Raw genomic sequence first — 23,109 nt, forward strand, 5'->3', positions numbered from 1 at the left:
GCGGCGAGGTTACGTCAGACCGGCCCGCCGAAACCCAGGTCTGCCGCAAGCCGGGCCCGGTGCGCGGCCGGTGAGCCGAAGAGCAGGGCGGAGCCGTGGGCCCGCTTGAAGAACTCGTGCGCCGGGTGCTCCCAGGTGATGCCGATGCCGCCGTGCAGTTGGATCATCTCCCCGGCTACGTACGCGTACGCCTGCGAGCACGCCGACTTGGCGGCCGCCGCGAGCCGGGGCGGGGCGTCGGCGCGGGCCGCCGCAGCGGCGAGCGCCCCGGCCGTCTCGACCGCCGTGTGCATGTCGGCGAGGCGGTGCTTCACGGCCTGGAAGGAGCCGATGGGGCGGCCGAACTGGATGCGGTCCTTCGCGTACCGGACCGTCAGCTCCAGGGCCTGCGCGGCGGCCCCCACCTGTTCGGCGGCCAGGGCGGTGCAGGCCAGGTCACGGACCCGGGCCAGGACCGCGGCGCCGTCGGCGGAGAGCAGCCGGGCCGGGGTCCGGTCCAGGGTCAGCTCCGCGAGGGGGCGGGTGCGGTCCAGGGTGGACCGTACGGTGAAGGCCGCCGGCGCGGCGGCGAGTTCGAAGAGCCCCAGCCGACCGATGCCGGTGCCCTGGCCGGGCGCGGAGCCGGGAGCGGGGTCGGAGCCGATGACGGCGAAGACCAGGACGAGTGCCGGCTCGGCCGGGCCCGCCAGCACGTACCGCTTGGTACCCGTGAGCAGCCAACCCTCACCGTCCGGCACCGCCAGGGTGATAGTGTCGGCGACCTCCCACCCGCCACGCCCGGTGCGCGGCCCGGGGCCCTGCCCAGGGCCCGTACCCCCGCCCGCCGCCGCCCCGGCTCCGGCCCCGGACGCCGCATCGCGAGCCGCCCCGGCTCGGGCCTCGGGCCCTGCTTCGGCTCCGTCCCCGGGCCCAGCCCCGGGGTCGGTTCCAGGCTCGGGTCGGGGATCGGGAGCCGCCTCGGGCAGCTCGCCGGATGTGGGGTCGGGGCTCGCGCCGGGGCGCGGCCCGACGAGACTGCCCGGGCTCCCCGCAGGGGGCCACGCTGGGGACTCCGCCCAGGCCAGGGTGCCTACCAGTGTGCCCTCGGCCAGCCGGGGCAGGTGCCGGGCGCACGCCTGCCGGTCCCCGGACGCGAGCAGCGCCTGTACGGTCAGCACCGCCGAGCTCAGGTACGGTACGGGGCTCAGCGCGCGGCCCAGTTCCGCCATGACCACCCCGACCTCGGGGGCCCCGCAGCCCAGCCCGCCGTACTCCTGCGGCACGGCCAGCGCGGCCGCGCCCACCTGCGCCGTCAGCGGGGCCCAGGCCGCGTGACCGGGGTGGCGGTCGAGCACCGCCCGTACCGCGTCCCGCAGTTCCCGCAGTTCCCGCAGTTCCTGCCGCTCGGCCGCGAGGGTCCGCGCCGGCCCGCTCATGCCCGCTCCTCCCGCGCCGCGCGGCGCAGCTCCGCCTTCAGCAGCTTGCCGCCCGCGTTGCGCGGGAGCTGCGGCAGCCGGGTGAACCGGCGCGGCACCTTGAAGTTGGCCAGCCGCTCCCGGGTCCAGGCGGTCAGCTCCGCGGCCGTGACGGGGGCGGAGGTGACCACGTAGGCCACGCCGACCTCGCCGAGCCGTTCGTCCGGGGCCCCGACCACGGCCGCGTCGGTGACGGCGGGGTGGGTCAGCAGCACGTTCTCCACCTCGGCCGGATAGGCGTTGAAGCCGCCGACCACGTACATGTCCTTCAGCCGGTCCGTGATCGAGAGGTAGCCGCGCCCGTCCAGGACGCCGACGTCGCCGGTGCGCAGCCAGCCGCCGGGCAGTACGGCCTCGGCGGTGGACGCGGGGTCGTCCAGGTAGCCGGGGGTGACGTGGTAGCCGCGGACCTGCACCTCGCCGGGCTCCCCGGCGGGCAGCACCTCGCCCAGCGGGGAGACGATCCGCACCTCGGTGTCCGGCAGCGGCAGGCCGACGGTGTGGGCGACCGTCCAGGCGTCGGCGTCGGTCGGGCAGACGGTGACCACGCCGCCGGACTCCGTCAGTCCGTACGCGGTGAACACGTCGGGGGCGCCCAGGACGTTCCGGATCTCCTCGACGAGGGAGGCGGGCACGGAGGCGGCGCCGGTGCCGGCCAGCCGCAGCGCGGACAGGTCGAAGGAGGCGCGCGCGGAGTGCCGGATCAGGCCGTGGAAGACGGTCGGCGGGCCCATCAGGCAGGACACCCGCTCGGCGGCCATGCGCACCAGGATGCGGTCGGTGTCGTAGACGGCCTCCGGGAGCATGGTCGCCCCGCGCAGCAGGCAGGCGAGGACGCCGGCCTTGTAGCCGAAGGTGTGGAAGAAGGGGTTGACCAGCAGGTACCGGTCCCCGGGGCGCAGGGTGACCAGCTCCGACCAGGAGCCGTAGAGCCGGAGGGTCTGGCCGTGGGTGGTCATCACCCCTTTGGGGCGGCCGGTGGTGCCGGAGGTGTAGAGGATGTCGCTCAGGTCCTCCGGGCGGATCAGGTCGGCGCGGGCGAGGCGCTCGGCCTCGGTGACGGACCCGCCGGCTGCCAGGTACGCCTCCCAGGACTCGGGTCCCGTACCGCCGCGCAGGACGACGGTGGAGGAGAGCGCCCCGAGGTCCTCGCCCGAGGAGCGCAGGGCGTCGACGTAGTCGGTGCCGAGGAAGCCGCGCTCGGTGAAGAGGACGCGGGCGCCGCTGCGCCGGATGATGTCGGCCGTCTCGGCGGGCTTGTAGCGGGTGTTGACCGGGACGAGGACCGCTCCCGCGCCGACCGCGCCCAGGGCGGCGGCGATCCACCGGCGGCTGTTGGGCGCCCAGATCGCCACCCGGTCCCCGGGCCGGATGCCGTGGGCGATGGCCGCGCGGGCGGCGGCGGCGATCTCGGCGGCGAGCTGCGCGAAGGTCCACCGGACCTCTCCGTCGGCGAGAGCCTCGCGCTCCCCGTACGCGGCGGCCGCGTACTCCGGGAGCCGGGCGAGCGTGGCGGGCGGTGGCGGCGCGGGTTGCGGCGGTGGCGGCATCGGTGGCATCGGACCCTCCCTACTTGCTGCTTGACGAGCGAGCGTGGGCGGTATCCAATCACACGTGTTTCTGTTAGGCATATACCTAGTAGGAATAATCAGAGATCGGGAGGCTTCCATGACGTCCGTGGACCTGAAGTCCGTCCTGTCCAGCTTCTGCACCGGCGTCGCCGTCATCACGGCACGCGGAGGCGACGGCCGTCCCGCCGGGATGGCCGTCCAGTCCTTCTCGTCGGTGTCGCTGGACCCGCCGCTGGTCTGCTTCTGCCCCGCCCGCACGTCGGCCACCTGGCCGCGGATCGAGGCCGCCGGGGCCTTCGCCGTCAACATCCTGGCCGCCGACCAGGAGGAGCTGTGCCGCCGGTTCGCGGTCACGGGCGGGGACAAGTTCGCCGGCGTGGCCTGGCGCGCGGGCGGCAACGGCGCGCCCGTGCTCGACGGGGTGCTCGCGAGCGTCGAATGCGATCTGGAGGGCGTGCTGGACGGCGGTGACCACGCCATCGTGCTCGGCCGGGTCACCGCCCTGGCCGTGCACCGCGGCAGTCCGCCGCTGCTGTACTTCCGCCGTTCCTACGGCAGCTTGCCGGGCTCCCCGGGTGCGGCGAGCCCGTCGATGTCCTCGAGCATCTTCGCCGCGAGGTCGCGCTCGGAGGCGTAGTACCGCTCGGCCCACTTGAGGGTGAGCGTCGGGTACGCCCACGCCGCCTCGTCCTTGGCGCCCTCCACGTCGGCCACCGCGCGACGGCGCATCTGCTCCGCGAACTCCTGGTGCTGCAGCAGGACCTCGCGCATCTGCTCCGGCTCCAGCAGGTGGCCCAGCCACAGCCGCAGCATCGGCCCGTGCTTGAGGACGGGCGGGTCGACCGGGGCCTCGCGGGCCCATTCCCGTACGGCCGTCATGCCCTCGTCGGTGATCCGGTACACCCGCTTGTCGCGGGTCCCGGTGTCCTGGGCGACCATCCGCGAGGAGGCGTAGCCGGCCTTCTCCAGCCGCTTGAGCTCGCTGTAGATCTGGCTGAACGACGGGCTCCAGTAGAAGAACCGCAGCGACCAGTCCGACCACTTCTTGAGGTCGTAACCGGAGAGCTCCTCTCCGAAGGAGAGCAGCCCGAGCACCGCCCAGCTGGTCGCGGGGAGCGCGCGCTTGTTCGTCTCGTCTGCCACGCAGCGCAGTCTACGACCGGTCCCCGCGGCGGCCTTCCCCCTTCGGGATATGACTGCTAGAAGTATGCCTATTAGAAATAGATCCGCCCGCGAACCTACGGAGGCCCCGTGAAGTTCTCGATGATCTTCGAGGCGCAGCTCGTCGACCCGACCCCGGAACGCGAACGCCAGGTCATCCACGACTGCGTCGAACAGGCCGTCTTCGCCGAGGAGATGGGCTTCGACCGGATCTGGGCGGTCGAGCACCACTCCCTGACCCAGTACGCGCACATGAGCGCCTCCGAGATCTTCCTGAGCTGGGTGGCCGCCCGCACCCGGCGGATCCGCATCGGCCACGGCGTCGTCACCATGCCCTTCGGCTACCAGCACCCGGTGCGCGTCGCCGAGCGCGCGGCCATGCTCGACGTGCTCTCCGGCGGCCGCGTCGACATCGGAGCCGGACGCGGCGCCACCCGCCAGGAGATGTCCATGTACGGGGTCAGGCCCGAGGACACCTACCCGCAGATGGAGGAGGCGCTGCGGATCTTCTCCGCCGCCTGGCGGGAGCCGCAGTTCGAATGGCACGGCTCCCTCGACATCGGGCCGGGCGCGGTCCTGCCCCGCCCGGTCCAGGACCCGCACCCGCCGCTGTTCATGGCCTGCTCCAAGCACGACACCCTCAAGCTGGCCGCCGAACTCGGCATCGGCGCCCTGGTGATGGGCTTCGCCGGCGCCGACGACGTACGTGCCATGCGCAAGGTCTACGACGAGGCCATCGCCACGCGCACCGGCGAGCGCCTGGTGTCGTCCGAGGTCAACGACCACCTGTCCGCCCTCTGCCCGACCATCGTCCTCGACGACGCCGAGCGGGCCCTGCGGCTCGGCACGCGTGGCCAGCGCTTCTTCGCCGAATCCATCGCGCACTGGTACGGCAACGCCCCCGCGCCCACCGGTCACGCCGAGGAGGACGACCACGTGGGGGCGCTGGCCAAGGGCCGCGAGGAGCTCGTCGCCCGGCTGCACGAGGCGAACATCCCGGCCCGCCCGGTCGACACGGGCACGTACAACGCGGAGCACGCGTACGGCAGCGCCGAGACCGCCATCGCCTACGTCGAGCAGCTGCGCGAGATCGGCGTCGACGAGGTGATGTGCCTGATCCAGATGGGCACGGTGCCCCAGGAGGCGTGCATGGAGACCATCCGCCAGTGGGGCGAGAAGGTCATCCCGCACTTCCGCGCGCTGGAGGGCTGAGCCGTGGGTGTCTCCCTCGACGGGAAGGTGGTCGTCGTCACCGGCGCCGGACGCGGCCAGGGCGCGGCCGGGGCCCGGCTGTTCGCGGCGGCCGGGGCGCGGGTGGTCGTCACGGACGTGCGGGAGGAGGAGGGCCGGGCGGTGGCCGCGGAACTCGGCGACCAGGGGCTGTACGTCCGCCACGACGTGGCCGACGCGGCGAGCTGGGCGACGGTGGTGACGGAGTCGGTCCGCGCCTTCGGCACCGTATCGGCGCTGGTCAACAATGCGGCCCTGTGGCGCACCGCCCATGTGGAACGGCAGACCCTCGACGACTTCGAGACCCTGCTGCGGGTCAACCTGCTGGGCCCGTTCCTCGGCATCCAGGCCGTGGCCCCGGTGCTGCGCGCGGGGGGCGGCGGCTCGGTCGTCAACATCTCCTCCACCGCCGGACTGGTCGGGATACCGGGCCACGCGGCCTACGGGTCCACCAAGTTCGGGCTGCGCGGACTGACCCGGTCCGCGGCGCTCGACCTGGCCGGGGACCGGATCCGGGTCAACTCGGTGCACCCGGGGGCCATCGACACGCCGATGGTGGCCGAGGCGGTCGCGGGCCGCGACTGGTCGCACGTACCGCTGGGGCGGATGGGCCGGCCGGAGGAGGTCGGAGAGCTCGTCCTCTTCCTCTGCTCGGACGCGTCCTCGTACGTGACGGGCGCCGAGTTCACCGTGGACGGAGGGATGACGGCGGCATGAGCCACGACAGCGTGAGCGATCCCCTGTCGCCGACGGCCAGGCTGCTGTGCGACGCGATGACCGCGGGCTTCCCGGGGCCGGGCGACACGGCGGCCCTGCGGGCGGCGGCGGTGTCCGCCCGGCCGGGCCCGCCCGTGGCCTCGGTGTCCGACACCGCCGCGGGCGGGGTACCGGTCCGGATCTACGATCCCGCGCCGGGCTCCCGGGGCCGCCCCCTGGTCGTCTTCCTCCACGGCGGCGGCTGGGTGATGTGCGGCCTGGACACCCACGACGCGACCTGCCGCACGCTCGCGGCGGCCTCGGGCGCGGTGCTCGTCTCCGTCGACTACCGGCTCGCCCCGGAACACCCCTGGCCGGCGGCGCCCGACGATGCGCTCACCGTCCTGCTGTGGGCCCGCGAGCAGGCGACCGCACTCGGCTGCGACCCGGGCCGGGTGGTGGTCGCGGGGGACTCCAGCGGCGGCAACCTCGCGGCGGTGACCGCCCTGCGCGCCCCCGAACTCCTCGCGGGCCAGCTGCTGTTCTACCCGCCCCTGGACGCCTCGATGGGCTGCGCCTCGGTGGAGACGTACGCGGAGGGCTACTTCCACACCGCCGCCCACATGGCCTGGTACTGGGACCAGTACGGCGGGGACCCGCGGCACCCGCACGTCTCGCCCCTGTGCGCCCCCGACCTCTCGGGCCTGCCGCCCGCGCTGATCGTCCTCGCGGACTGCGACGTGCTGCGCGACGAGGGCCTCGCCTACGCCCGCCGCCTCGCGGCGGCCGGAGTCGACTGCGCGGTCCGGCTCCACCCGGGCGTCTTCCACGGCTTCCTGGGCCTGCCACTGCCGGCCGCGCGGGACGCCCTCGCGGGGGCGGCGGCCTGGCTGGCGGCCACCCCTCGGCAAGGGGGCGAATAGGGGGGCGGGGCGGCCGGATTCGAACCGGCGTCCTCCTCCATGCTGTGTAGGCGCACTACCTCTGTGCTACGACCCCGCCCTTGCCCCGGATCCTACGGGGCGGACGGGGCACGGTGCACCGGAGTTATCCCGGGCATGATGTGTCCATGACTGAAGCGATACGGAGGCTGGTCGGGGCGATCCTGCGCAACGGCCTCCTCCTGGCCGCCGAGTTCGGTGCGGTCCTGCTGCTGCGGGGACCCGAGTGGTCCTGGGTCCCGGTCCTGCTGGCCGTCTTCGTCCTCGGCGCGGCCGTCCCGCACGGCACCGACGCGGAGTTCGTCGCCCGCACCGCGGTCGCGCTCTTCGCGGTGGGGATCGTGGTCCTCACCGGGATCACCTGGGACCGGCACACCCTCCACGAGCGCGGCCGGGAGGAGACGGCGGTCGTCGCCTCGCGCACGATGGTGGAGGACGGCTCCGGCCACAGCCCGTCCCTGCGCCTGCGCACGGAGGCGGGCCGCGACCTGCCCGGGCCGGTGACCCTGGACCTGCAGGCCGGCGCCCGCCTGACCGTGACCACGGACCCGGACGGCGGGTCCTGGTCCCTGGGCGGCCGCCCGGACCGCCCCCTCTGGCAGGCCACCGGCACCGCCGGGCTGCTCCTGCTCCAGACGGTCACCCTCGGCGTGCTCTGCCTGCGGCGCCCCCGCACCTGAACGGCGGCTACTCCTTGATGATGTAGGAGCAGCCCTTCGTGTTCTTGACGCCGTCGCTCTCCGCGACCTGCTTGCCGTCGATCTTGATGGTGCACGGGGCCTGCTGGAGCTTGCCGTCGGGGCCCGTGATCGTGCCGGGGACGACGTTCACCAGGTAGCCCACCTTCCGCTCGGCGGCGGTGAGTTCGGCGGTGCCCGACTTCGACCACGGCAGGGTCTGCTGCTCGAAGCCGCTGCCGATGCCGCTGTACATGACCGCCGTCTTGCCGGTGCCGCCGACCTCCAGCACCACCTCGTGGGTCGCGCCGCCGGCCTTGGCCGCCGGCGCGGACGACGCGGGGGCCGGGGAGGCCGCGGCGGGCTTGCCGCTGTCGACGGCCGGCTTCGGGGCGTCGCTGCCGCAGCCCGTGAGGAGCGCGGCCGCCGCGCACAGCGCCATCGCGGACATCGCGGTCTTCGTGCTTCGCATGTTCCTGGTACCTCGTCCTTGTTGCTCGATTGCTTGATCGAAAACAATGGACGCATGACGACACGTGCCCGTTCCTTCGATTCCGCAGCCGCTCTGTACGCCGCCAACCGGCCCGGCTACCCGCCGGCCCTGCTCGACGCCCTCGAGGAGCTCGCCGGACGGCCGCTCGCCGGGGCCCGCGTGGCCGACGTAGGGGCGGGGACCGGGATCGCCACCGCGCTGCTGCACGAGCGCGGGGCCGAGGTCCTCGCCGTGGAGCCGGGCGACGGGATGGCCGCCGAGTTCCGGCGGGCGAACCCCTCGATCCCGCTCGTGCGCGGGGACGGGGACCGGCTGCCGCTCGCGAGCGGCGCGTTCGACCTCCTCACCTACGCCCAGGCCTGGCACTGGACTGACCCCGCCCGCTCCGTCCCCGAGGCCCGCCGGGTGCTGCGCCCGGGCGGCGCGCTCGCCGTCTGGTGGAACGACACGGACTCCGGCGTCCCGTGGATCGCCGAGCAGGAGGAGCGGCTGCGCGTCTTCTTCCGGGCGGCCGAGGGTGTGAACGGCTTCCGTACCCTGCCGGAGGGCCTGGGCGAGTTCACCACGCGCACCCTGCGCTGGTCCCGCCGCATCACGCTCGACGCCCACCTCGCGAACCTCGCCAGCCACTCCGCCTTCCTGGTCCTCGGCGAGTCCGGCACCCGGGAGTACTTCGCGACGGAACGGGAGCTGCTGGCCCCGCGCTTCCCGGACGGCGTGGTCGAGGAGCAGTACGTCGTGACCCTCGGCCTCACGCGAGTGTGACGGGCCCGCGGCGCCGCCGAGGCTGAAGCTGCTGCGGCGAGGCCGGTGCTCCGCCCCGGACCCCGCGCCTCAAACGCCGGCGGGGCTGGAGTGGTGCGGCGGAGGCTGGAGGGTGCGGCTCAAGGATCGGGGCTCCGCCCCGGACCCCGCCGGGCTCTGCCCGGACCCTCCCCCAGACTTCGTCCGGGGGGACCCCCACTCAAACGCCGGAGGGGCTGGAGGGTGCGGCGGGGGCTGGATGGTGCGGGGGCGGGTGTGTGCAGGGGCGCTCCCCGCAGGGCGTCGAACGCAAGGTGCCCCGGCCCGCCGACCTCCCGACACGTTCGGCGCCCGAGGAGACGCCCCGGAACACGCCCGACCCCACCCGCACCGCCGAAGCCAACCGGCCCGGCCCCACCCGCACCGCCGAAGCCAACCGGCCCGGCCCCACCCGCACCGCCGAAGCCAACCGGCCCGGCCCCACCCGTACCGGCGTAGCCAACCGGCCCGGCCCCACCCGCACCGCCGAAGCCAACCAGCCCGGCCCCACCCGTACCGGCGCAGCCGGCCGCCCGGGCCCGGCCGGCGAGGCCGACCGGTGCGGACCCCTAGCCCGCGCGCGACCGCAGGACCTCCGCCCGGCAGGCCGACGGTGTTCCCCATGCGTCCCGCAGCGGGCGGGCCTTGCGCAGCCACAGGGACAGGTCCAGCTCCTCCGTGTAGCCGACCGCCCCGTGCAGCTGGAGCGCCGTCATCGCCGCCCGGTAGCAGGCCTCGCCCGCCGACAGCTTCGCCGCCGCCACGTCGGCCGGGGCCCGCGACAGGGCGGCCGCCCACAGCAGGGGCCGGGCGAACTCCAGGGCGAGCAGGGTGTCCGCCAGCCGGTGCTTGACCGCCTGGAACGAGCCGATCGGGGCGCCGAACTGGGTGCGCTGCTTCACGTACTCCACCGTCCGCGCCAGCAGTGCCTCGCCCACGCCGAGGCACTGGGCCGCCGTCAGCAGCCGCGCCCACCGCAGGGCCGTCTCCGCCGCGGCGACCACGGCCGGGCCCGCGGCCAGCAGTTCGCCGTCCGGGGCCGGCCGGTACAGCCGCCGCGCCGGATCCGTCGACGCCAGCAGCTCCCCGTGCCCGGCCGCCAGCCGCAGCTCGCCCGCCGGCGACACCGTGAGGCAGTGCGTCACCGCGTCCGCGTCCAGGGCGTACGGTCCGCCGCCCGGCAGGGTCAGCGTGGCCGAGGATCCGCCCGCGACCAGACCCGGGACGAAGCGTTTCGCCAGCTCCTCGTCGAGGACGGTCCCCAGCTCCGAGAGGAGGACCGACGCGGCCGCGCTCTCCACCACCGGCCCCGGCACCCCCGCCCGCCCCAGCTCCACGAAGCCGAGCGACAGCTCCAGCGGGAGCAGCCCGAGGCCCTCGTACGGCTCCGGCGCGGCCAGCGCGAACAGGCCCGTCCCCGCGAGCCGGGACCACAGTGCCCGCCCCGGCCCGTGCTCGCCGTCCGCCCAGGCCCGTACCGCCGCCGGCACCTCGGCCGCCCCGAGCAGGGAGCGCAGCGTACGGGCGAAGTCCGACTGCTCGTCGGTCGGCAGGAAGCGCATCAGCGGCGGCCCTTCGGCAGGCCGAGCAGCCGCTCGGCGATGATGTCGCGCTGGATCTCGTTCGTCCCCGCGTAGATCGGCCCGGCCAGGGAGAAGACCCACGGCTCGGCCCACTCGCCCTCCGCGAGCTCCGCGTCCGCGCCCAGCAGGTCCAGCGCCGTCTCGTGCAGGGCGATGTCGTACTCCGACCAGAACACCTTGTTCAGGCTGGACTCGGCGCCGATCGTCTCCCCCGCCGCGAACCGGGAGGCGTTGGCCCAGGTGAACAGCTCGTAGGCGCGCGCCCCGACCACCGCGTCCGCCACCCGGTCCCGCAGCGCGGTGTCGGAGGGGTCCCCCTGCGCGCGCCACAGCCCGGCCAGCCGGTCCGCCGCCGCGAGGAAGCGGCCGGGGGAGCGCAGGGTCAGTCCCCGCTCGTTGCCGGTCGTCGACATGGCGATCCGCCAGCCCTGCCCCGGCTCCCCGATCACGTCCCCGTCCGGTACGAAGACCTCGTCCAGGAAGAGCTCCGCGAAGGCCGGCTTGCCGTCGAGGCGGCCGATGGGCCGCACCGTCACCCCCGGCGCCCGCAGGTCGAACATCAGGTACGTCAGCCCCTGGTGGGGTTTCGGGGTGTCCGGGTCGGTGCGGAAGATGCCGAACGCGCGGTCCGCGAAGGCCGCCCGCGAGGACCAGGTCTTCTGTCCGGACAGCAGCCAGCCGCCTTCCGTGCGCACCGCCCGCGACTTCAGCGAGGCCAGGTCGGATCCCGACTCCGGCTCCGACCAGGCCTGCGCCCAGACGACCTCGCCGCTCGCCATGGACGGCAGCACCCGGGCCCGCTGCTCGGCCGTCGCGTGGTCGAAGAGGGTGGGGGCGAGGAGGTTGATGCCGTTCTGGGAGACCCGGCCGGGGGCGCCCGCCGCCCAGTACTCCTCCTCGAAGACCAGCCACTTCACGATGTCGACGCCCCGGCCCCCGTACTCCTCGGGCCAGGACACCACCGCCCAGCGGTCCGCCTGGAGCCGCGCCTCCCACTCCCGGTGCGCGGCGAAGCCCTGCTCCGTCTCCAGGGAGGGCAGGGGCGCGGCGGGCACGTGCGCGGCCAGCCAGGCCCGGGCCTCGGCCCGGAAGGCCTGCACGTCGGGTGCGTGGTCGAGGTCCATCAGGTGTTCGCCTCCTTCATGGCGGCGATGTTCATGCCGCCGAGCGAATCCGCCGCCGTCTCCGCGTTGTGGGCGTGCGCCAGGTGGTGCAGGCCGAAGACCGAGTCCATGCCGGTGTGCAGGCCCTGGAGGTCCTCGGCCTGGTTGACGGCCCGCTTGGTCAGGGCCAGGCCGAAGCCCGGCATCTCGGCGATGCGCAGGGCCAGCCGGCCGGTCTCGTCCGCCAGCTCCGCACGCTCCACGACCCGGTTGACCATGCCGACCTCGTACGCGCGCCGGGCGGGCATCCGGTCCCCGGTGTAGAGGAACTCCTTCGCGATGCGCGGCGGCATCACCCACGGGTGGGCGAAGTACTCGACGCCGGGGATGCCCATCCGGACGACCGGGTCCGCGAAGAAGGCGTCCTCGCTCGCCACGATCAGGTCGCAGACCCAGGCCAGCATCAGCCCGCCCGCCACGCAGGCCCCGTGCACCGAGGCGATCACCGGCTTCGGCAGCTCCCGCCAGCGCCGGCACATGCCCAGGTACACCTCCGACTCGCGCGCGAAGCGGGATTCGGCGCCCGCCCGGCCGGAGTGGTCCCACCACAGGCCGGCCCGCCGCTCGAAGGGGAGGTGGGCGTCGCGCTCCGGGGTGCCGATGTCGTGGCCCGCGGAGAAGTGCTCCCCGGCCCCCGCCAGGACGACCACCTTGACCTCGGGGTCGTCGGCGGCGCGGTAGAAGGCGTCGTCCAGGGCGTAGGTCATGGCGCTGTTCTGCGCGTTGCGGTAGCGGGGGCGGTTCATGGTCACGTACGCGACCGGGCCGCGCCGCTCGTACAGCACCACGGGGGCTTCGGGCATGCGGGGATCCTTCCCTAACAAGTGTTTGGTAGGTTAACGTACGGCCATGAGCAGCGTCGAGGAGTTGCGCACCGAGGTTCGGAGCTGGCTACGGGCCCACCTCACCGGCGGGTTCGCCGCCCTCAAGGGCCGCGGCGGACCCGGCCGGGAGCACGAGGCCTTCGCCGAACGCCTCGCGTGGGAACGCCACATGGCCGCCCACGGCTGGACCTGCCTCGGCTGGCCCGTCGAGTACGGCGGCCGCGGCGCGAGCCTCGCCGAGCAGATCGCCTTCCACGAGGAGTACGCCCTCGCCGACGCCCCCGCCCGCGTGAACCACATCGGCGAACAGCTGCTCGGCCCCACCCTCATCGCCCACGGCACCGAGGAGCAGAAGCGCCGCTTCCTCCCGGCCGTCCGGGCCGTGGACGAACTGTGGTGCCAGGGCTACAGCGAGCCCGACGCCGGCTCCGACCTGGCCGCCGTCCGCACCCGCGCGGCCCTCCGCGACGGGGAGTGGGTGGTGGACGGCCAGAAGATCTGGACCTCCCTCGCCCACCAGTCCCAGTGGTGCTTCGTCCTCGCCCGCACCGAACCGGGCTCACGCCGCCACGCCGGCCTCTCCTACCTCCTGGTCCCCATGGACCAGCCCGGGGTCGAGGTCCGCCCGATCGTGCAGCTCACCGGCACCTCCGAGTTCAACGAGGTCTACTTCGACGGCGCCCGCACCCACGCCGCCCACGTCGTCGGCGCACCCGGCGACGGCTGGCGCATCGCCATGGCCACCCTCGGCTACGAGCGCGGCGTCTCCACCCTCGGCCAGCAGGTCGGCTTCCGCCGCGAGCTCGAAGGCCTCGCCGAACTGGCCCGCCGCAACGGCGCGATCGCCGACCCGCTGATCCGCGACCGCCTCGTCCAGGCCTGGATCGGCCTGGAGGCCATGCGCGCCACCGCCCTGGCCCCCGGTACCGCCCCCTCCACCGCCAAGCTGCACTGGGCCCGCTGGCACCGCGACCTCGGCGAGCTCGCCATGGACGTGTGCGCCGCCCCCTCGCTCCTCGCGGCGGGCGCGCACGGGGACCAGTACGACCTCGACGACTGGCAGCGGCTCTTCCTCTTCTCCCGCGCCGACACGGTCTACGCGGGCTCGGACGAGATCCAGCGCACCCTCATCGCCGAGCGGATCCTCGGCCTTCCCAAGGAGGTACGGGCGTGAGCACCCCCGACTATGTCCCCGGGCACGGACTGTTGAAGGACCGCACCGCCGTCATCACCGCGGCCGCCGGGGCCGGCATCGGCGGGGCCACCGCCCGCCGCTTCCTGGAGGAGGGCGCCCGCATCGTCATCGGCGACGCCCACGCCCGCCGCCTCAAGGAGACCGAGGAGGCGCTCGCCGCCGAGTTCGGCGCGGACCGGGTCGCCTCCCTGCCCTGCGACGTCACCGACGAGGACCAGGTCGCGGCCCTCTTCGCGCTCGCCGAACAGACCCACGGCCGCCTCGACGTCGTCGTCAACAACGCCGGGCTCGGCGGCACCGCCGCCCTCGTCGACATGACCGACGAACAGTGGGGCAAGGTCCTCGACGTCACCCTGAACGGCACCTTCCGCTGCACCCGCGCCGCGCTGCGCTCGTTCAAGGCGTCCGGCGCCGGCGGGGTCGTCGTCAACAACGCCTCCGTCGTCGGCTGGCGCGCACAGACCGGCCAGGCCCACTACGCCGCAGCCAAGGCCGGGGTGATGGCGCTGACCCGCTGCGCGGCCCTGGAGGCCGCGGAGTTCGGCGTACGGATCAACGCGGTCGCCCCGAGCCTGGCCATGCACCCGCACCTGGTGAAGGTCACCAGCGAGGAGCTGCTGGCCGAACTCACCGCCCGCGAGGCCTTCGGCCGCTACGCCGAACCCTGGGAGGTCGCCAACGTCATCGTCTTCCTGGCCAGCGGCTATTCCTCGTACATGACCGGCGAGACCGTCTCGGTCAGCAGCCAGCACGCCTAGCGGATGCCTTGGCCGAGAATGGGCGCGTGCCAACGAACCAGCCGAACCGGCCGACACCCAAGAAGAAGCCGCAGGTGACGGCCTCGCCCGAGCGGCGCCGCGAACTCCTCGACACCGCCGCCGAGGTCTTCGCCGCACAGGGGTACAACGCCACCACCGTCCGCAAGATCGCCGACGCCGCCGGCATGCTCGCCGGCAGCCTCTACTACCACTTCGATTCCAAGGAATCGATGCTCGACGAGATCCTCTCGGCCTTCCTCACCGAACTGTGGCAGGGGTACGACACCGTCCTCGCCGCGGGCCTCGGCCCCAGGGAGACCATCGAGGCCCTCGTCACCGAGTCCTTCCGGGAGATCGACCGGCACCGCGCCGCCGTCGCGATCTACCAGAAGGAGTCCCGGACCCTCTCCGCCCAGCCCCGCTTCCACTACCTGTCCGACTCGCAGCAGAAGTTCGAGAAGGCCTGGCTGGGGACGCTGGAGCGAGGGGTCGCCGCCCAGGTCTTCCGCGCCGACCTCGACATCCGCCTCACCTACCGCTTCGTGCGCGACACGGTGTGGGTGGCGGCGTCCTGGTACCGGCCGGGCGGACAGCACAGCCCCGAGGAGATCGCCCGCCAGTACCTGTCGATGGTGCTGGACGGGATCGCCCTACGCCCTACCTGACCGATCCGATCCGAGGAGTCCCGATGCCCGAGGCCTACATAGTCGATGCCGTACGCACCCCCGTGGGGCGGCGCAAGGGCGGACTGTCCGCCGTCCACCCGGCCGACCTGGGCGCGCACGTCCTGAAGGCGCTGGTCGAGCGCTCCGGGGTGGACCCGGCCGCCGTGGAGGACGTGGTGTTCGGCTGCCTCGACACGGTGGGGCCGCAGGCGGGCGACATCGCGCGGACGGCCTGGCTGGCGGCGGGACTCCCGGAGGAGGTCCCCGGGGTCACCGTCGACCGCCAGTGCGGGTCCTCCCAGCAGGCCGTGCACTTCGCGGCGCAAGGAGTGCTCTCCGGGACCCAGGACCTGGTCGTCGCGGGCGGCACCCAGAACATGTCGATGATCCCGATCGCCTTCGCCTCGCGGCAGGCGGCGGAGCCGCTGGGACTCACCGAGGGCCCGTACGCGGGATCGGCGGGCTGGCGGGCCCGGTACGGGGACGCCCCGGTCAACCAGTTCCACGGCGCCCAGCTGATCGCGGAGAAGTGGGGCATCACCCGGCGGGACATGGAGGAGTTCGCCCTCCGCTCCCACCAGCGGGCGCTGCGCGCGATCGACGAGGGGCGCTTCGCCCGAGAGACGGTGGCGTACGGGGACGTGACGGTGGACGAGGGCCCCCGCCGGGACACCACGCTGGAGAAGATGGCGACCCTCAAGCCGGTGGTCGAGGGCGGCACCATCACCGCCGCGGTCTCCTCCCAGGTCTCGGACGGCGCGGCGGCGATGCTGATCGCCTCCGAGCGGGCCGTACGGGAACACGGCCTGCGGCCGCGGGCCCGCATCCACCACCTCTCGGTCCGGGGCGAGGACCCGATCCGCATGCTGTCCGCGCCGATCCCGGCGACGGCGTACGCGCTGAAGAAGACCGGCATGTCGCTGGCCGACATCGACCTGGTGGAGATCAACGAGGCCTTCGCCCCGGTGGTGCTGGCCTGGCTCAAGGAGACCGGGGCCGACCCGGAACGGGTCAACGTCAACGGCGGCGCGATCGCCCTGGGCCACCCGCTGGGCGCGACGGGCGTGAAGCTGATGACCACGCTCCTGCACGAGCTGGAACGCACGGGAGGCCGCTACGGCCTCCAGACCATGTGCGAGGGCGGCGGACAGGCCAACGTCACGATCATCGAGCGGCTGTAGCCCGGGCCCGGCGGGCTCCGACACCCCCGGCGGGGACCGGGGCCCCGCCGGCGGTTTTCAGGAGGACGACGCAGGTCACACGCCTGCAGCCACATCCCCGCACGGAGGTGTGCTAGCTTAGAGCTCGTTGCAGTTGTGGTACCCATGAACTTTATGTGCGCCTGACGGGAATGTTCCTCAGGCGCTTTTATTGTTTTGCCGGAATCTCCGGATGGGGCCCTTTGCCGCCTATTCAGGAGATTCAAAATGGCACTTGGCACCGTGAAGTGGTTCAACTCGGAAAAGGGCTTCGGCTTCATCGAGCAGGACGGTGGCGGCCCGGACGTCTTCGCCCACTACTCGAACATCGCCACCCAGGGCTTCCGTGAGCTCCAGGAGGGCCAGCGCGTGTCCTTCGACGTCACCCAGGGCCAGAAGGGCCCCCAGGCGGAGAACATCCTCCCCGCCTAAGTTTTTCAGCTCGCCGGGGTCCGCACCGTGAGGTGCGGGCCCCGGCTTGTCTGCTGTTTCGACCCAGTTCTACCTGCCGGTTTCAGGAGGGCATTTCCGCATGACCAGCTCCAGCTCCGCACGACCCAGCCGCCGCCCCACCCGGGGCCGAGGCGCGGCCCAGGGACGTCCGAAGGCTGGCGCGGGACGGCAGAAGTCCGCCCCCGTTGCCAGGCCGCAAGAATTCACCATGCCCGAACCGCTGACCCCGGCGCTCCCGCCGGTCGCCGCGTTCGAGGACATGGACATGCCCGAGGCGCTGCTGAAGACCCTCGCCGCCCAGGGCGTCACCGAGCCGTTCCCGATCCAGGCCGCGACGCTGCCGAACTCGCTCGCCGGCCGTGACCTGCTCGGCCGCGGCCGCACCGGCTCCGGCAAGACGCTGGCCTTCGGCCTGGCGCTGCTGGCCCGCACCGCCGGCCACCGCGCGCAGCCCAAGCAGCCGCTCGCCCTGGTCCTCGTACCGACCCGCGAGCTCGCGCAGCAGGTCACCGACGCCCTGGCCCCGTACGCCACGGCCGTCAACCTGCGCATCGCGACCGTCGTCGGCGGCATGTCGATCAACCGGCAGTCCGGCGCCCTGCGCCGCGGCGCCGAGGTGCTCGTCGCCACCCCCGGCCGTCTCAAGGACCTCATCGACCGCGGTGACGCCGACCTCTCGCAGGTGGGCATCACCGTCCTCGACGAGGCCGACCAGATGACCGACATGGGCTTCATGCCGCAGGTCACCGCGCTGCTCAAGCAGGTGCGGGCCGAGGGCCAGACCATGCTCTTCTCGGCCACCCTCGACAAGAACATCGACAAGCTCGTCAAGATGTTCCTGCACGACCCGGTCGCCTTCTCCGTCGACCCGTCCGCCGGCGCGGTCAGCACGATGGAGCACCACGTCCTGTACGTCATGGACGAGACCGACAAGAAGGCCGTGGCGACGCGTATAGCCGCTCGCGACGGCCGGGTGATCATGTTCGTGGACACCAAGCGCGGGGTCGACCGCATGGTCAAGAAGCTCCTCGCGGACGGCGTCCGCGCCTCCGGCCTGCACGGCGGCCGCTCCCAGCCGCAGCGCAACCGCACCCTGGACTGGTTCAAGACGGGCGAGGTCACCGCACTGGTGGCGACGAACGTCGCGGCGCGCGGCATCCACATCGACGACCTCGACCTCGTCGTCAACGTGGACCCGCCCACCGACCACAAGGACTACCTGCACCGCGGCGGCCGTACCGCCCGCGCCGGCGAGTCCGGCAGCGTGGTCACCCTGGTGCTGCCCGACCAGAAGCGGGACATGACCCGGCTGATGTCGGACGCCGGGATCTCCCCGCGCACCGCGCAGATCAAGTCCTCCGACGAGGAGCTGTCCCGGCTGACCGGCGCCAAGGAGCCCTCGGGCATCCCGGTGGTGCTGGACGTGCCGCAGCCGACCGCGCCGAAGCCGCGCAACGGGTCCGGATCCGGTTCGGGCTCCGGCTCGCGCCGCCGGTCGGGCGGACCGCGCACCGGCTCCGCCACGGGCGGCGCCCCGGCGGCAGGCGGCCGTGGCCGCCGTTCCGGTGGCAGCGCTTCCGGGCAGGCCCCGGCGGCCTCCGGGTCGGGCCAGGCCCGTCGCGGCGGCCAGGGCGGCGGCGGGGCCACCGGCTCCGGCGAGCGCGGCCGGCGTACCGGTGGCGGCGCCCCCTCCGGCGGTGCGGCCGCGGCGTCCGCGCGCAGCCGGGTCGGATCGGGTGGGCAGGGCCGCCGCCGCGCGGTCTGACCGTAGACAGTGACCATGACGCCGGGCAGTGCTTCTCGCACTGCCCGGCGTCGTGCTGTCCGCTAGCGGACCATCTTGTTCTGGAGCTTCGCCAGCGTCCGTAGGTCCAGGCCGAGGCCCTGCGTCAGGTAGCCGTAGAAGCTCCCGTAGTCGGCCTCCATCTGCGTCGTCGCCGCGTCCAGGTAGTCCTGGCGGACCTCCTGGAGCGGGATCAGCAGATCGGGGTTCTGCATGCGCCCCGACTGCTTGAGGCCCGCCCGGAGCCGGGCGTCGTAGGCGGCGCGGAAGGTGTTCGACGCCAGGTAGTCGCGCTCGGCGGTGTCCTCGGGGACGGCCAGCGCGCGCAGCAGGACGTAGCTCGTCCAGCCGGTCCGGTCCTTGCCGGAGGTGCAGTGGTAGAGGATCGGCCCCTGGGAGCCGTCCGCGATCTCCCGCAGGGTTGCCGCGAACTGCGCCCGGTTCTCGGGGCTGGTCACGAAGGTCCGGTAGATGTCGCGCATGTAGGACTCGGCGCGGCCGCCGCCGAGCATCTGCTCCTGGGTGACGGGGTCGCCGCTGGCGATCGCGCCGACGAGGGTTCCGTAGAGGCCGAGGTCGCTGACCGGGCGCGAGGTGGGGGTGAGCCCGGGCGGCAGCCGGTCGGCGCCGTCGTACTGGAGCTCCATGGGGGTGCGGAAATCGACGACCTTCGTGAGGCCGAGACCGGAGACGGTGGTGACGTCGGCGTCGGTCAGCTTGCTCAGTGCGTCGGAGCGGTAGACGAGCCCCTGGCGGACCTTGCCGCCGGTCCAGGTGCGGTAGCCGCCGATGTCACGGACGTTGACGGCGCCTTGGAGGGGGATCTGACGAATCGTTTCTGCTTGCGGGTGGGACTGGTGGTGCCGGGCGCTGACCCCGGCTCCGGGCGCCGCCGCCGCGTACGCGGCGGCGGGCAGGGTCCCGATGGCGAGAGCGGCGGCGGCCGCCGCGGTCGCCAGGCGGATTCGGGCACGGCTCATGGAGGCGACTCCTGTGACGGAGAAGGGGGATCACCCTGGTGGTGGCAGGGTGCGGAGCGAGTGCAGTGCTTCGAGTGCCTGTTGTGCTTCGGCCATGACGCGGGAGACGAGCTCCGCGCAGGACGGGAGATCGTCGATCACCCCCGCGACCTGGCCCGATGCCATGACGCCGAGGTCCGTACGGCCCTCGACCATGGACGCCTTGAGGAGCATCGGGGTGTTCGCGGCGAGCAGGACCTGGCTCCAGGACAGGTCCTTGCCGTGTTTCATCGCGAGGCCGTCGCGGACCATCTGCGGCCAGCTCAGACCGGACAGCTTCCGGAAGCCGGCCGCGTGCCGGACCGCCCGGGCCAGGGCCCGGGTGCGGCCGGCCCGCTCCAGGGAGTCGACGAGCGCGGTGCGCAGCATCCGGTGCGGCAGTCCGTCCACGGCGGTGGTGACCGTGACGTCCTTGACGGTGGCCTTCAGGTACTCGGCCTTCACGGCGTCCGGGACGGTGGAGTCCGAGGTCAGCAGGAAACGGGTGCCCATGGCGATGCCCGCGGCCCCGTACGACAGGGCCGCGACCAGGCCGCGGCCGTCGCTGAAGCCGCCCGCCGCGACCACCGGGATGTCCACGGCGTCCACCACCTGGGGCAGCAGCACCGTCGTGGCCACGTCCCCGGTGTGGCCGCCGCCCTCGCCGCCCTGCACGATCACCGCGTCGGCGCCCCAGGCCGCGACCTTCTCGGCGTGCCGCCGGGCCCCGATCGACGGGATGACGACCACGCCCGCCTCCTTGAGCCGCCCGATCAGCTCCTTGGAGGGCGCGAGCGCGAAGGAGGCGACGCGTACCCCCTCGTCGATGATCAGCTGGGCGCGTTCGGCCGCGTCCCCGGCGTCCGCGCGCAGGTTGACCCCGAAGGGAGTCCCTTCCGGGACGCGGGACCTGACCTCGCGGACCGCCGACCGCAGCTGGTCCACGGTCATCGTCGCCGAGGCGAGGATCCCCAGCGCCCCCGCGTTCGCCGCGCCCGACACCAGGCGGGGGCCGGCGACCCAGCCCATGCCGGTCTGCACGATCGGGTGCTCGACGCCGACCAGCTTGGTGAATGCCGTCTCCATCGGATCAGCCCCGCACTTCGCGCTCGCGCAGCCCCTTGGGGTCGATCACCTCACGGATCAGCCGCAGCTCGTCCGCCGTCGGCTCCCGCGTGTACGGGACCTCCTCGGCGGCGGCCAGCTCGAACCCGGTGGCAGCCCTGACCGCCTCGACGGTGACCCCGGGGTGCACGGAGACCAGCCGCATCGCGTGGCCGGGGCCGCCGAAGTCGAGGACGCCGAGATCGCTGACCACCCGGGGCAGGCGGTGGAAGCGGGTCACCCCGGCCGCCTCGGCGCGGTCGTAGCCGACCCCGCTGACCATGTCGACCCGCTCGACGAAGACCCGGGTGGAGTGCTTGGGGATCCAGTAACTCACCGGGTTGTTCAGGGTGTTGACGGGCGCCCCGCGCACCCCGAGGAGCTGGCGGGCCGGCCGCTCCCAGTCGCCGATGCAGGAGATGTTCTGGTTGCCGTAGCGGTCGATCTGGCTGGCGCCCATCATCACGTGCCGCCGGCCGCCGGTGACCATGGTCAGGTGGCGCCGGTACGGGAGCCAGCCCTCGGGCGTGCCGTCGAGGCCGACGAGCAGGGCTTCGCCGTCGGTCAGGAGCAGGTCGGGGGAGAAGGTCCGCTTCGCGAGCCGGGCCCCGAAGGAGGGGATCAGGCCCATCGGGCTGGCGAGGACCTCGCCGTTGTCGCGCCAGGCCTCGGCGCAGGCGATCACGCAGTACTCGGCGCGGGTGACGGTCGCGGTGGTCGGCGTGGTGGTCACGGCTGCTGCTCCTCGTGCCAGGTCCGTACGGCGGACTGGTAGTCGTGCTCGCCCGCCCCGGAGAGGAAGCGTGCCGAGAACTCGGGCCAGGGGGTGGTCGCGTAGAGCTTCTGGAAGGGCTCGTCGCGGCCGTAGTCGGGGGCGCAGGAGGTGAAGTGCGCGCCGTTCGGGGTCTCCACGACCCCGGTGACGGAGTGGCGGCTGACGAGGAGGGACTGCGGGGGTCCGGCCTTGGCGAGCTCGGCGGTCTCGACGAGCTGTTCGCAGGAGACGTAGGCGGCGTCGGCGGCCTCGCAGAAGAGGTCGTCGAAGTACGGGTCCGGGCCCAGGTACTGGGCGTTGCCGAGGCGGTCGGCCCGGTTCAGGTGGACCAGGGCGGCGTCCATGCGCAGGGCGGGGACGGCGACGAGCTCCTCGCCGTCGGCGTAGGGGGAGGTCACCGTGCGCAGCTCCGGGTTGACCCGCATCACGTCGGAGCCGAGGCCGGCACGGACGGGGAGGAAGGGGAGCCGGTTGGCGGCGGCGTGCAGGCCCCACATGAACATGGCCTCGTCGAGCTCGGTGAGGGTGAAGGCGGCGCGCTCGCGGGCGGCCCGGTAGTGGGGCTCCAGCGGGATGGAGTCGAGGGTGACGAAGGGGGCGACGAGGCGGCGGATGCGGCCTGCGGCGGCCAGCAGGCCGACGTCGGGTCCGCCGTAGGAGATCACGGTGAGATCGGTGATCTCGGATCGGAGCAGCGCCCGCACCAGAGCCATGGGCTTGCGCCGGGATCCCCAGCCGCCGATGCCGATGGTCATGCCGCTGCGCAGCTGTCCGACCACCTCTTCGGGGGTCATGGACTTGTCGGTCATGCGTGCTCTCCCTTCCCGAAGGTGTCGCGGACCCGGTCGGCCACCCCGCTGAGGTTGGCCTCGAAGGTGAAGCCCTGCTCGAAGCGGTAGCTGCGGCGCACGTCCACGGGGTCGATCCCGTTGATGGCCGCCTTGGCCAGCCGGATCAGGTAGCCGTCCTTGCGCGCGATCTCGGCGGCCAGTTCCAGGGCGGCGGAGCGCAGTTCCGCGGGCGGGACCACCTTCCAGACCGAGCCGTGTGCGTGGAGTTCGGCGGCGGTGGCGGTGCGCGAGGTGTAGTACAGCGCGCGCATCAGGTGCTGGGGGACCAGCCGGGCCAGGTGGGTGGCGGCGCCGAGGGCGCCCCGGTCGAGCTCGGGCAGGCCGAAGGTCGCGTCGTCGGAGGCGACGATCGCGTCGGCGTTGCCGACGAGGCCGATGCCGCCGCCCAGGCAGAAGCCGTTCACGGCCGCGACGACCGGCACCTCGCACTCGTAGACGGCGGCGAAGGCCTCGTAGCAGCCCCGGTTGGCGCCGATGAGGGCGGCGTGTCCGGTGTCGCGCTGCATCTCCTTGATGTCGACGCCGGCGTTGAAGCCGCGGCCCTCGGCGGCGAGGACGACGCAGCGGACCTCGGGGTCGCGGCCGGCGGCGCGCAGGGTGTCGGCGAGGTCGTACCAGCCCTGCACGGGCAGCGCGTTGACGGGCGGGAAGTCGACTGTGACGAGTGCGATGCCCTTGTCCGGGCTGGAGGTGGAGACACCCATGAGCGGATCAGCTACCTTTCCACCAAACATTTGTTAGGTGAGGAAGGT

General features: G+C 73.4%; 24 protein-coding genes and 1 tRNA gene. 12 read left to right on the forward strand and 13 right to left on the reverse strand.

Annotated elements, in window-relative coordinates; translation table 11 throughout:
• Positions 1–14 precede the first annotated feature (14 nt).
• Positions 15–1,415, reverse strand: coding sequence for an acyl-CoA dehydrogenase family protein (locus ACIPYQ_RS04605; RefSeq protein WP_401245978.1), 1,401 nt, complete (start codon positions 1,413–1,415; stop codon positions 15–17).
• Positions 1,412–3,004, reverse strand: a complete 1,593-nt coding sequence (locus ACIPYQ_RS04610) for a FadD3 family acyl-CoA ligase (RefSeq protein ID WP_401245980.1) — start codon at positions 3,002–3,004, stop codon at positions 1,412–1,414. The genes ACIPYQ_RS04605 and ACIPYQ_RS04610 overlap by 4 nt, the downstream gene beginning before the upstream one ends.
• 118 nt (positions 3,005–3,122) lie before the next feature.
• Here ACIPYQ_RS04610 and ACIPYQ_RS04615 point away from each other — a divergent pair, with 118 nt between their 5' ends.
• Positions 3,123–3,662, forward strand: coding sequence for a flavin reductase family protein (locus ACIPYQ_RS04615; protein WP_401245982.1), 540 nt, complete (start codon positions 3,123–3,125; stop codon positions 3,660–3,662).
• Here ACIPYQ_RS04615 and ACIPYQ_RS04620 read toward each other — a convergent pair.
• Positions 3,575–4,168: a PadR family transcriptional regulator gene (locus tag ACIPYQ_RS04620; protein WP_361758949.1), complete on the reverse strand. Its 594-nt coding sequence runs from the start codon at positions 4,166–4,168 to the stop codon at positions 3,575–3,577. The genes ACIPYQ_RS04615 and ACIPYQ_RS04620 overlap by 88 nt on opposite strands.
• Positions 4,169–4,276: 108 nt before the next feature.
• Here ACIPYQ_RS04620 and ACIPYQ_RS04625 point away from each other — a divergent pair, with 108 nt between their 5' ends.
• Genes ACIPYQ_RS04625 through ACIPYQ_RS04635 form a run of 3 tightly spaced genes read left to right on the forward strand, consistent with a single transcriptional unit; the run spans position 4,277 to position 7,035 of the window.
• A complete protein-coding gene (locus tag ACIPYQ_RS04625) occupies positions 4,277–5,398 on the forward strand; it encodes an LLM class flavin-dependent oxidoreductase (protein WP_401245985.1) in 1,122 nt (373 codons plus the stop codon).
• Between the two features lie 3 nt (positions 5,399–5,401).
• Positions 5,402–6,133 carry a glucose 1-dehydrogenase gene (locus tag ACIPYQ_RS04630; protein WP_401245987.1) on the forward strand — a complete coding sequence of 244 codons (732 nt, stop codon included), beginning with the start codon at positions 5,402–5,404 and terminating at the stop codon, positions 6,131–6,133.
• Entirely contained in the window at positions 6,130–7,035 is a 906-nt protein-coding gene (locus ACIPYQ_RS04635; RefSeq protein WP_401245989.1) for an alpha/beta hydrolase, read from the forward strand. Before ACIPYQ_RS04630 ends, ACIPYQ_RS04635 begins: the two co-directional genes overlap by 4 nt.
• A gap of 3 nt (positions 7,036–7,038) precedes the next feature.
• Here ACIPYQ_RS04635 and ACIPYQ_RS04640 read toward each other — a convergent pair.
• A tRNA-Ala gene (locus ACIPYQ_RS04640) sits at positions 7,039–7,113 on the reverse strand.
• Positions 7,114–7,181: 68 nt separating this feature from the next.
• On the opposite strand from ACIPYQ_RS04640, the gene ACIPYQ_RS04645 reads away from it, so the two are divergent.
• Entirely contained in the window at positions 7,182–7,733 is a 552-nt protein-coding gene (locus ACIPYQ_RS04645) for a hypothetical protein (protein WP_401245991.1), read from the forward strand.
• 7 nt (positions 7,734–7,740) lie between these two features.
• On the opposite strand, the gene ACIPYQ_RS04650 is transcribed toward ACIPYQ_RS04645, so the two are convergent.
• Positions 7,741–8,202: a hypothetical protein gene (locus ACIPYQ_RS04650; protein ID WP_401245993.1), complete on the reverse strand. Its 462-nt coding sequence runs from the start codon at positions 8,200–8,202 to the stop codon at positions 7,741–7,743.
• 54 nt (positions 8,203–8,256) lie between these two features.
• Between ACIPYQ_RS04650 and ACIPYQ_RS04655 the strand changes: the two genes are divergently transcribed.
• Positions 8,257–8,988 (forward strand): class I SAM-dependent methyltransferase, encoded by a 732-nt coding sequence (locus tag ACIPYQ_RS04655; RefSeq protein ID WP_401245995.1) that lies wholly within the window; start codon positions 8,257–8,259, stop codon positions 8,986–8,988.
• 587 nt (positions 8,989–9,575) lie between these two features.
• Here the strand turns inward: ACIPYQ_RS04655 and ACIPYQ_RS04660 are convergent.
• The 3 genes from ACIPYQ_RS04660 to ACIPYQ_RS04670 are packed head-to-tail and all read right to left on the reverse strand — an operon-like array spanning position 9,576 to position 12,555.
• Positions 9,576–10,568, reverse strand: coding sequence for an acyl-CoA dehydrogenase family protein (locus ACIPYQ_RS04660; protein WP_401245997.1), 993 nt, complete (start codon positions 10,566–10,568; stop codon positions 9,576–9,578).
• A complete protein-coding gene (locus tag ACIPYQ_RS04665) occupies positions 10,568–11,713 on the reverse strand; it encodes an acyl-CoA dehydrogenase family protein (RefSeq protein WP_401245999.1) in 1,146 nt (381 codons plus the stop codon). The genes ACIPYQ_RS04660 and ACIPYQ_RS04665 overlap by 1 nt, the downstream gene beginning before the upstream one ends.
• Entirely contained in the window at positions 11,713–12,555 is an 843-nt protein-coding gene (locus tag ACIPYQ_RS04670; RefSeq protein WP_401246001.1) for an enoyl-CoA hydratase, read from the reverse strand. The genes ACIPYQ_RS04665 and ACIPYQ_RS04670 overlap by 1 nt, the downstream gene beginning before the upstream one ends.
• A 46-nt stretch (positions 12,556–12,601) precedes the next feature.
• On the opposite strand from ACIPYQ_RS04670, the gene ACIPYQ_RS04675 reads away from it, so the two are divergent.
• The 6 genes from ACIPYQ_RS04675 (at position 12,602) to ACIPYQ_RS04700 (ending at position 18,611) form a co-directional block, all read left to right on the forward strand.
• Entirely contained in the window at positions 12,602–13,750 is a 1,149-nt protein-coding gene (locus ACIPYQ_RS04675; protein WP_401246003.1) for an acyl-CoA dehydrogenase family protein, read from the forward strand.
• Positions 13,747–14,529 carry an SDR family oxidoreductase gene (locus ACIPYQ_RS04680; RefSeq protein WP_401246005.1) on the forward strand — a complete coding sequence of 261 codons (783 nt, stop codon included), beginning with the start codon at positions 13,747–13,749 and terminating at the stop codon, positions 14,527–14,529. Before ACIPYQ_RS04675 ends, ACIPYQ_RS04680 begins: the two co-directional genes overlap by 4 nt.
• Before the next feature lie 26 nt (positions 14,530–14,555).
• Positions 14,556–15,194, forward strand: coding sequence for a TetR/AcrR family transcriptional regulator (locus ACIPYQ_RS04685; protein WP_361762654.1), 639 nt, complete (start codon positions 14,556–14,558; stop codon positions 15,192–15,194).
• A gap of 23 nt (positions 15,195–15,217) precedes the next feature.
• On the forward strand, positions 15,218–16,375 hold the full coding sequence (locus ACIPYQ_RS04690) for an acetyl-CoA C-acetyltransferase (RefSeq protein WP_401246007.1): 1,158 nt from the start codon (positions 15,218–15,220) through the stop codon (positions 16,373–16,375).
• A 246-nt stretch (positions 16,376–16,621) separates the two neighbouring features.
• Entirely contained in the window at positions 16,622–16,825 is a 204-nt protein-coding gene (locus tag ACIPYQ_RS04695; RefSeq protein WP_150520063.1) for a cold-shock protein, read from the forward strand.
• Positions 16,826–16,925: 100 nt separating this feature from the next.
• Positions 16,926–18,611: a DEAD/DEAH box helicase gene (locus ACIPYQ_RS04700; RefSeq protein WP_401246010.1), complete on the forward strand. Its 1,686-nt coding sequence runs from the start codon at positions 16,926–16,928 to the stop codon at positions 18,609–18,611.
• 62 nt (positions 18,612–18,673) lie between these two features.
• Here the strand turns inward: ACIPYQ_RS04700 and ACIPYQ_RS04705 are convergent, their stop codons facing one another.
• Genes ACIPYQ_RS04705 through ACIPYQ_RS04725 form a run of 5 tightly spaced genes read right to left on the reverse strand, consistent with a single transcriptional unit; the run spans position 18,674 to position 23,061 of the window.
• Positions 18,674–19,609, reverse strand: a complete 936-nt coding sequence (locus tag ACIPYQ_RS04705; RefSeq protein ID WP_401246012.1) for a tyrosine-protein phosphatase — start codon at positions 19,607–19,609, stop codon at positions 18,674–18,676.
• Between the two features lie 30 nt (positions 19,610–19,639).
• Positions 19,640–20,713 carry a nitronate monooxygenase gene (locus ACIPYQ_RS04710; RefSeq protein WP_327413428.1) on the reverse strand — a complete coding sequence of 358 codons (1,074 nt, stop codon included), beginning with the start codon at positions 20,711–20,713 and terminating at the stop codon, positions 19,640–19,642.
• Positions 20,714–20,717: 4 nt separating this feature from the next.
• Complete coding sequence (locus tag ACIPYQ_RS04715) at positions 20,718–21,464, reverse strand: CoA-transferase subunit beta (protein WP_401246014.1); 747 nt, start codon at positions 21,462–21,464, stop codon at positions 20,718–20,720.
• Entirely contained in the window at positions 21,461–22,315 is an 855-nt protein-coding gene (locus ACIPYQ_RS04720) for a CoA transferase subunit A (protein WP_401246016.1), read from the reverse strand. Before ACIPYQ_RS04720 ends, ACIPYQ_RS04715 begins: the two co-directional genes overlap by 4 nt.
• A complete protein-coding gene (locus ACIPYQ_RS04725) occupies positions 22,312–23,061 on the reverse strand; it encodes an enoyl-CoA hydratase family protein (RefSeq protein WP_401246018.1) in 750 nt (249 codons plus the stop codon). Before ACIPYQ_RS04725 ends, ACIPYQ_RS04720 begins: the two co-directional genes overlap by 4 nt.
• Positions 23,062–23,109 lie beyond the last annotated feature (48 nt).

It is taken from the genome of Streptomyces sp. NPDC090045 (assembly GCF_044747975.1).
In the GTDB taxonomy this organism is placed as follows: Bacteria; Actinomycetota; Actinomycetes; order Streptomycetales; family Streptomycetaceae; genus Streptomyces.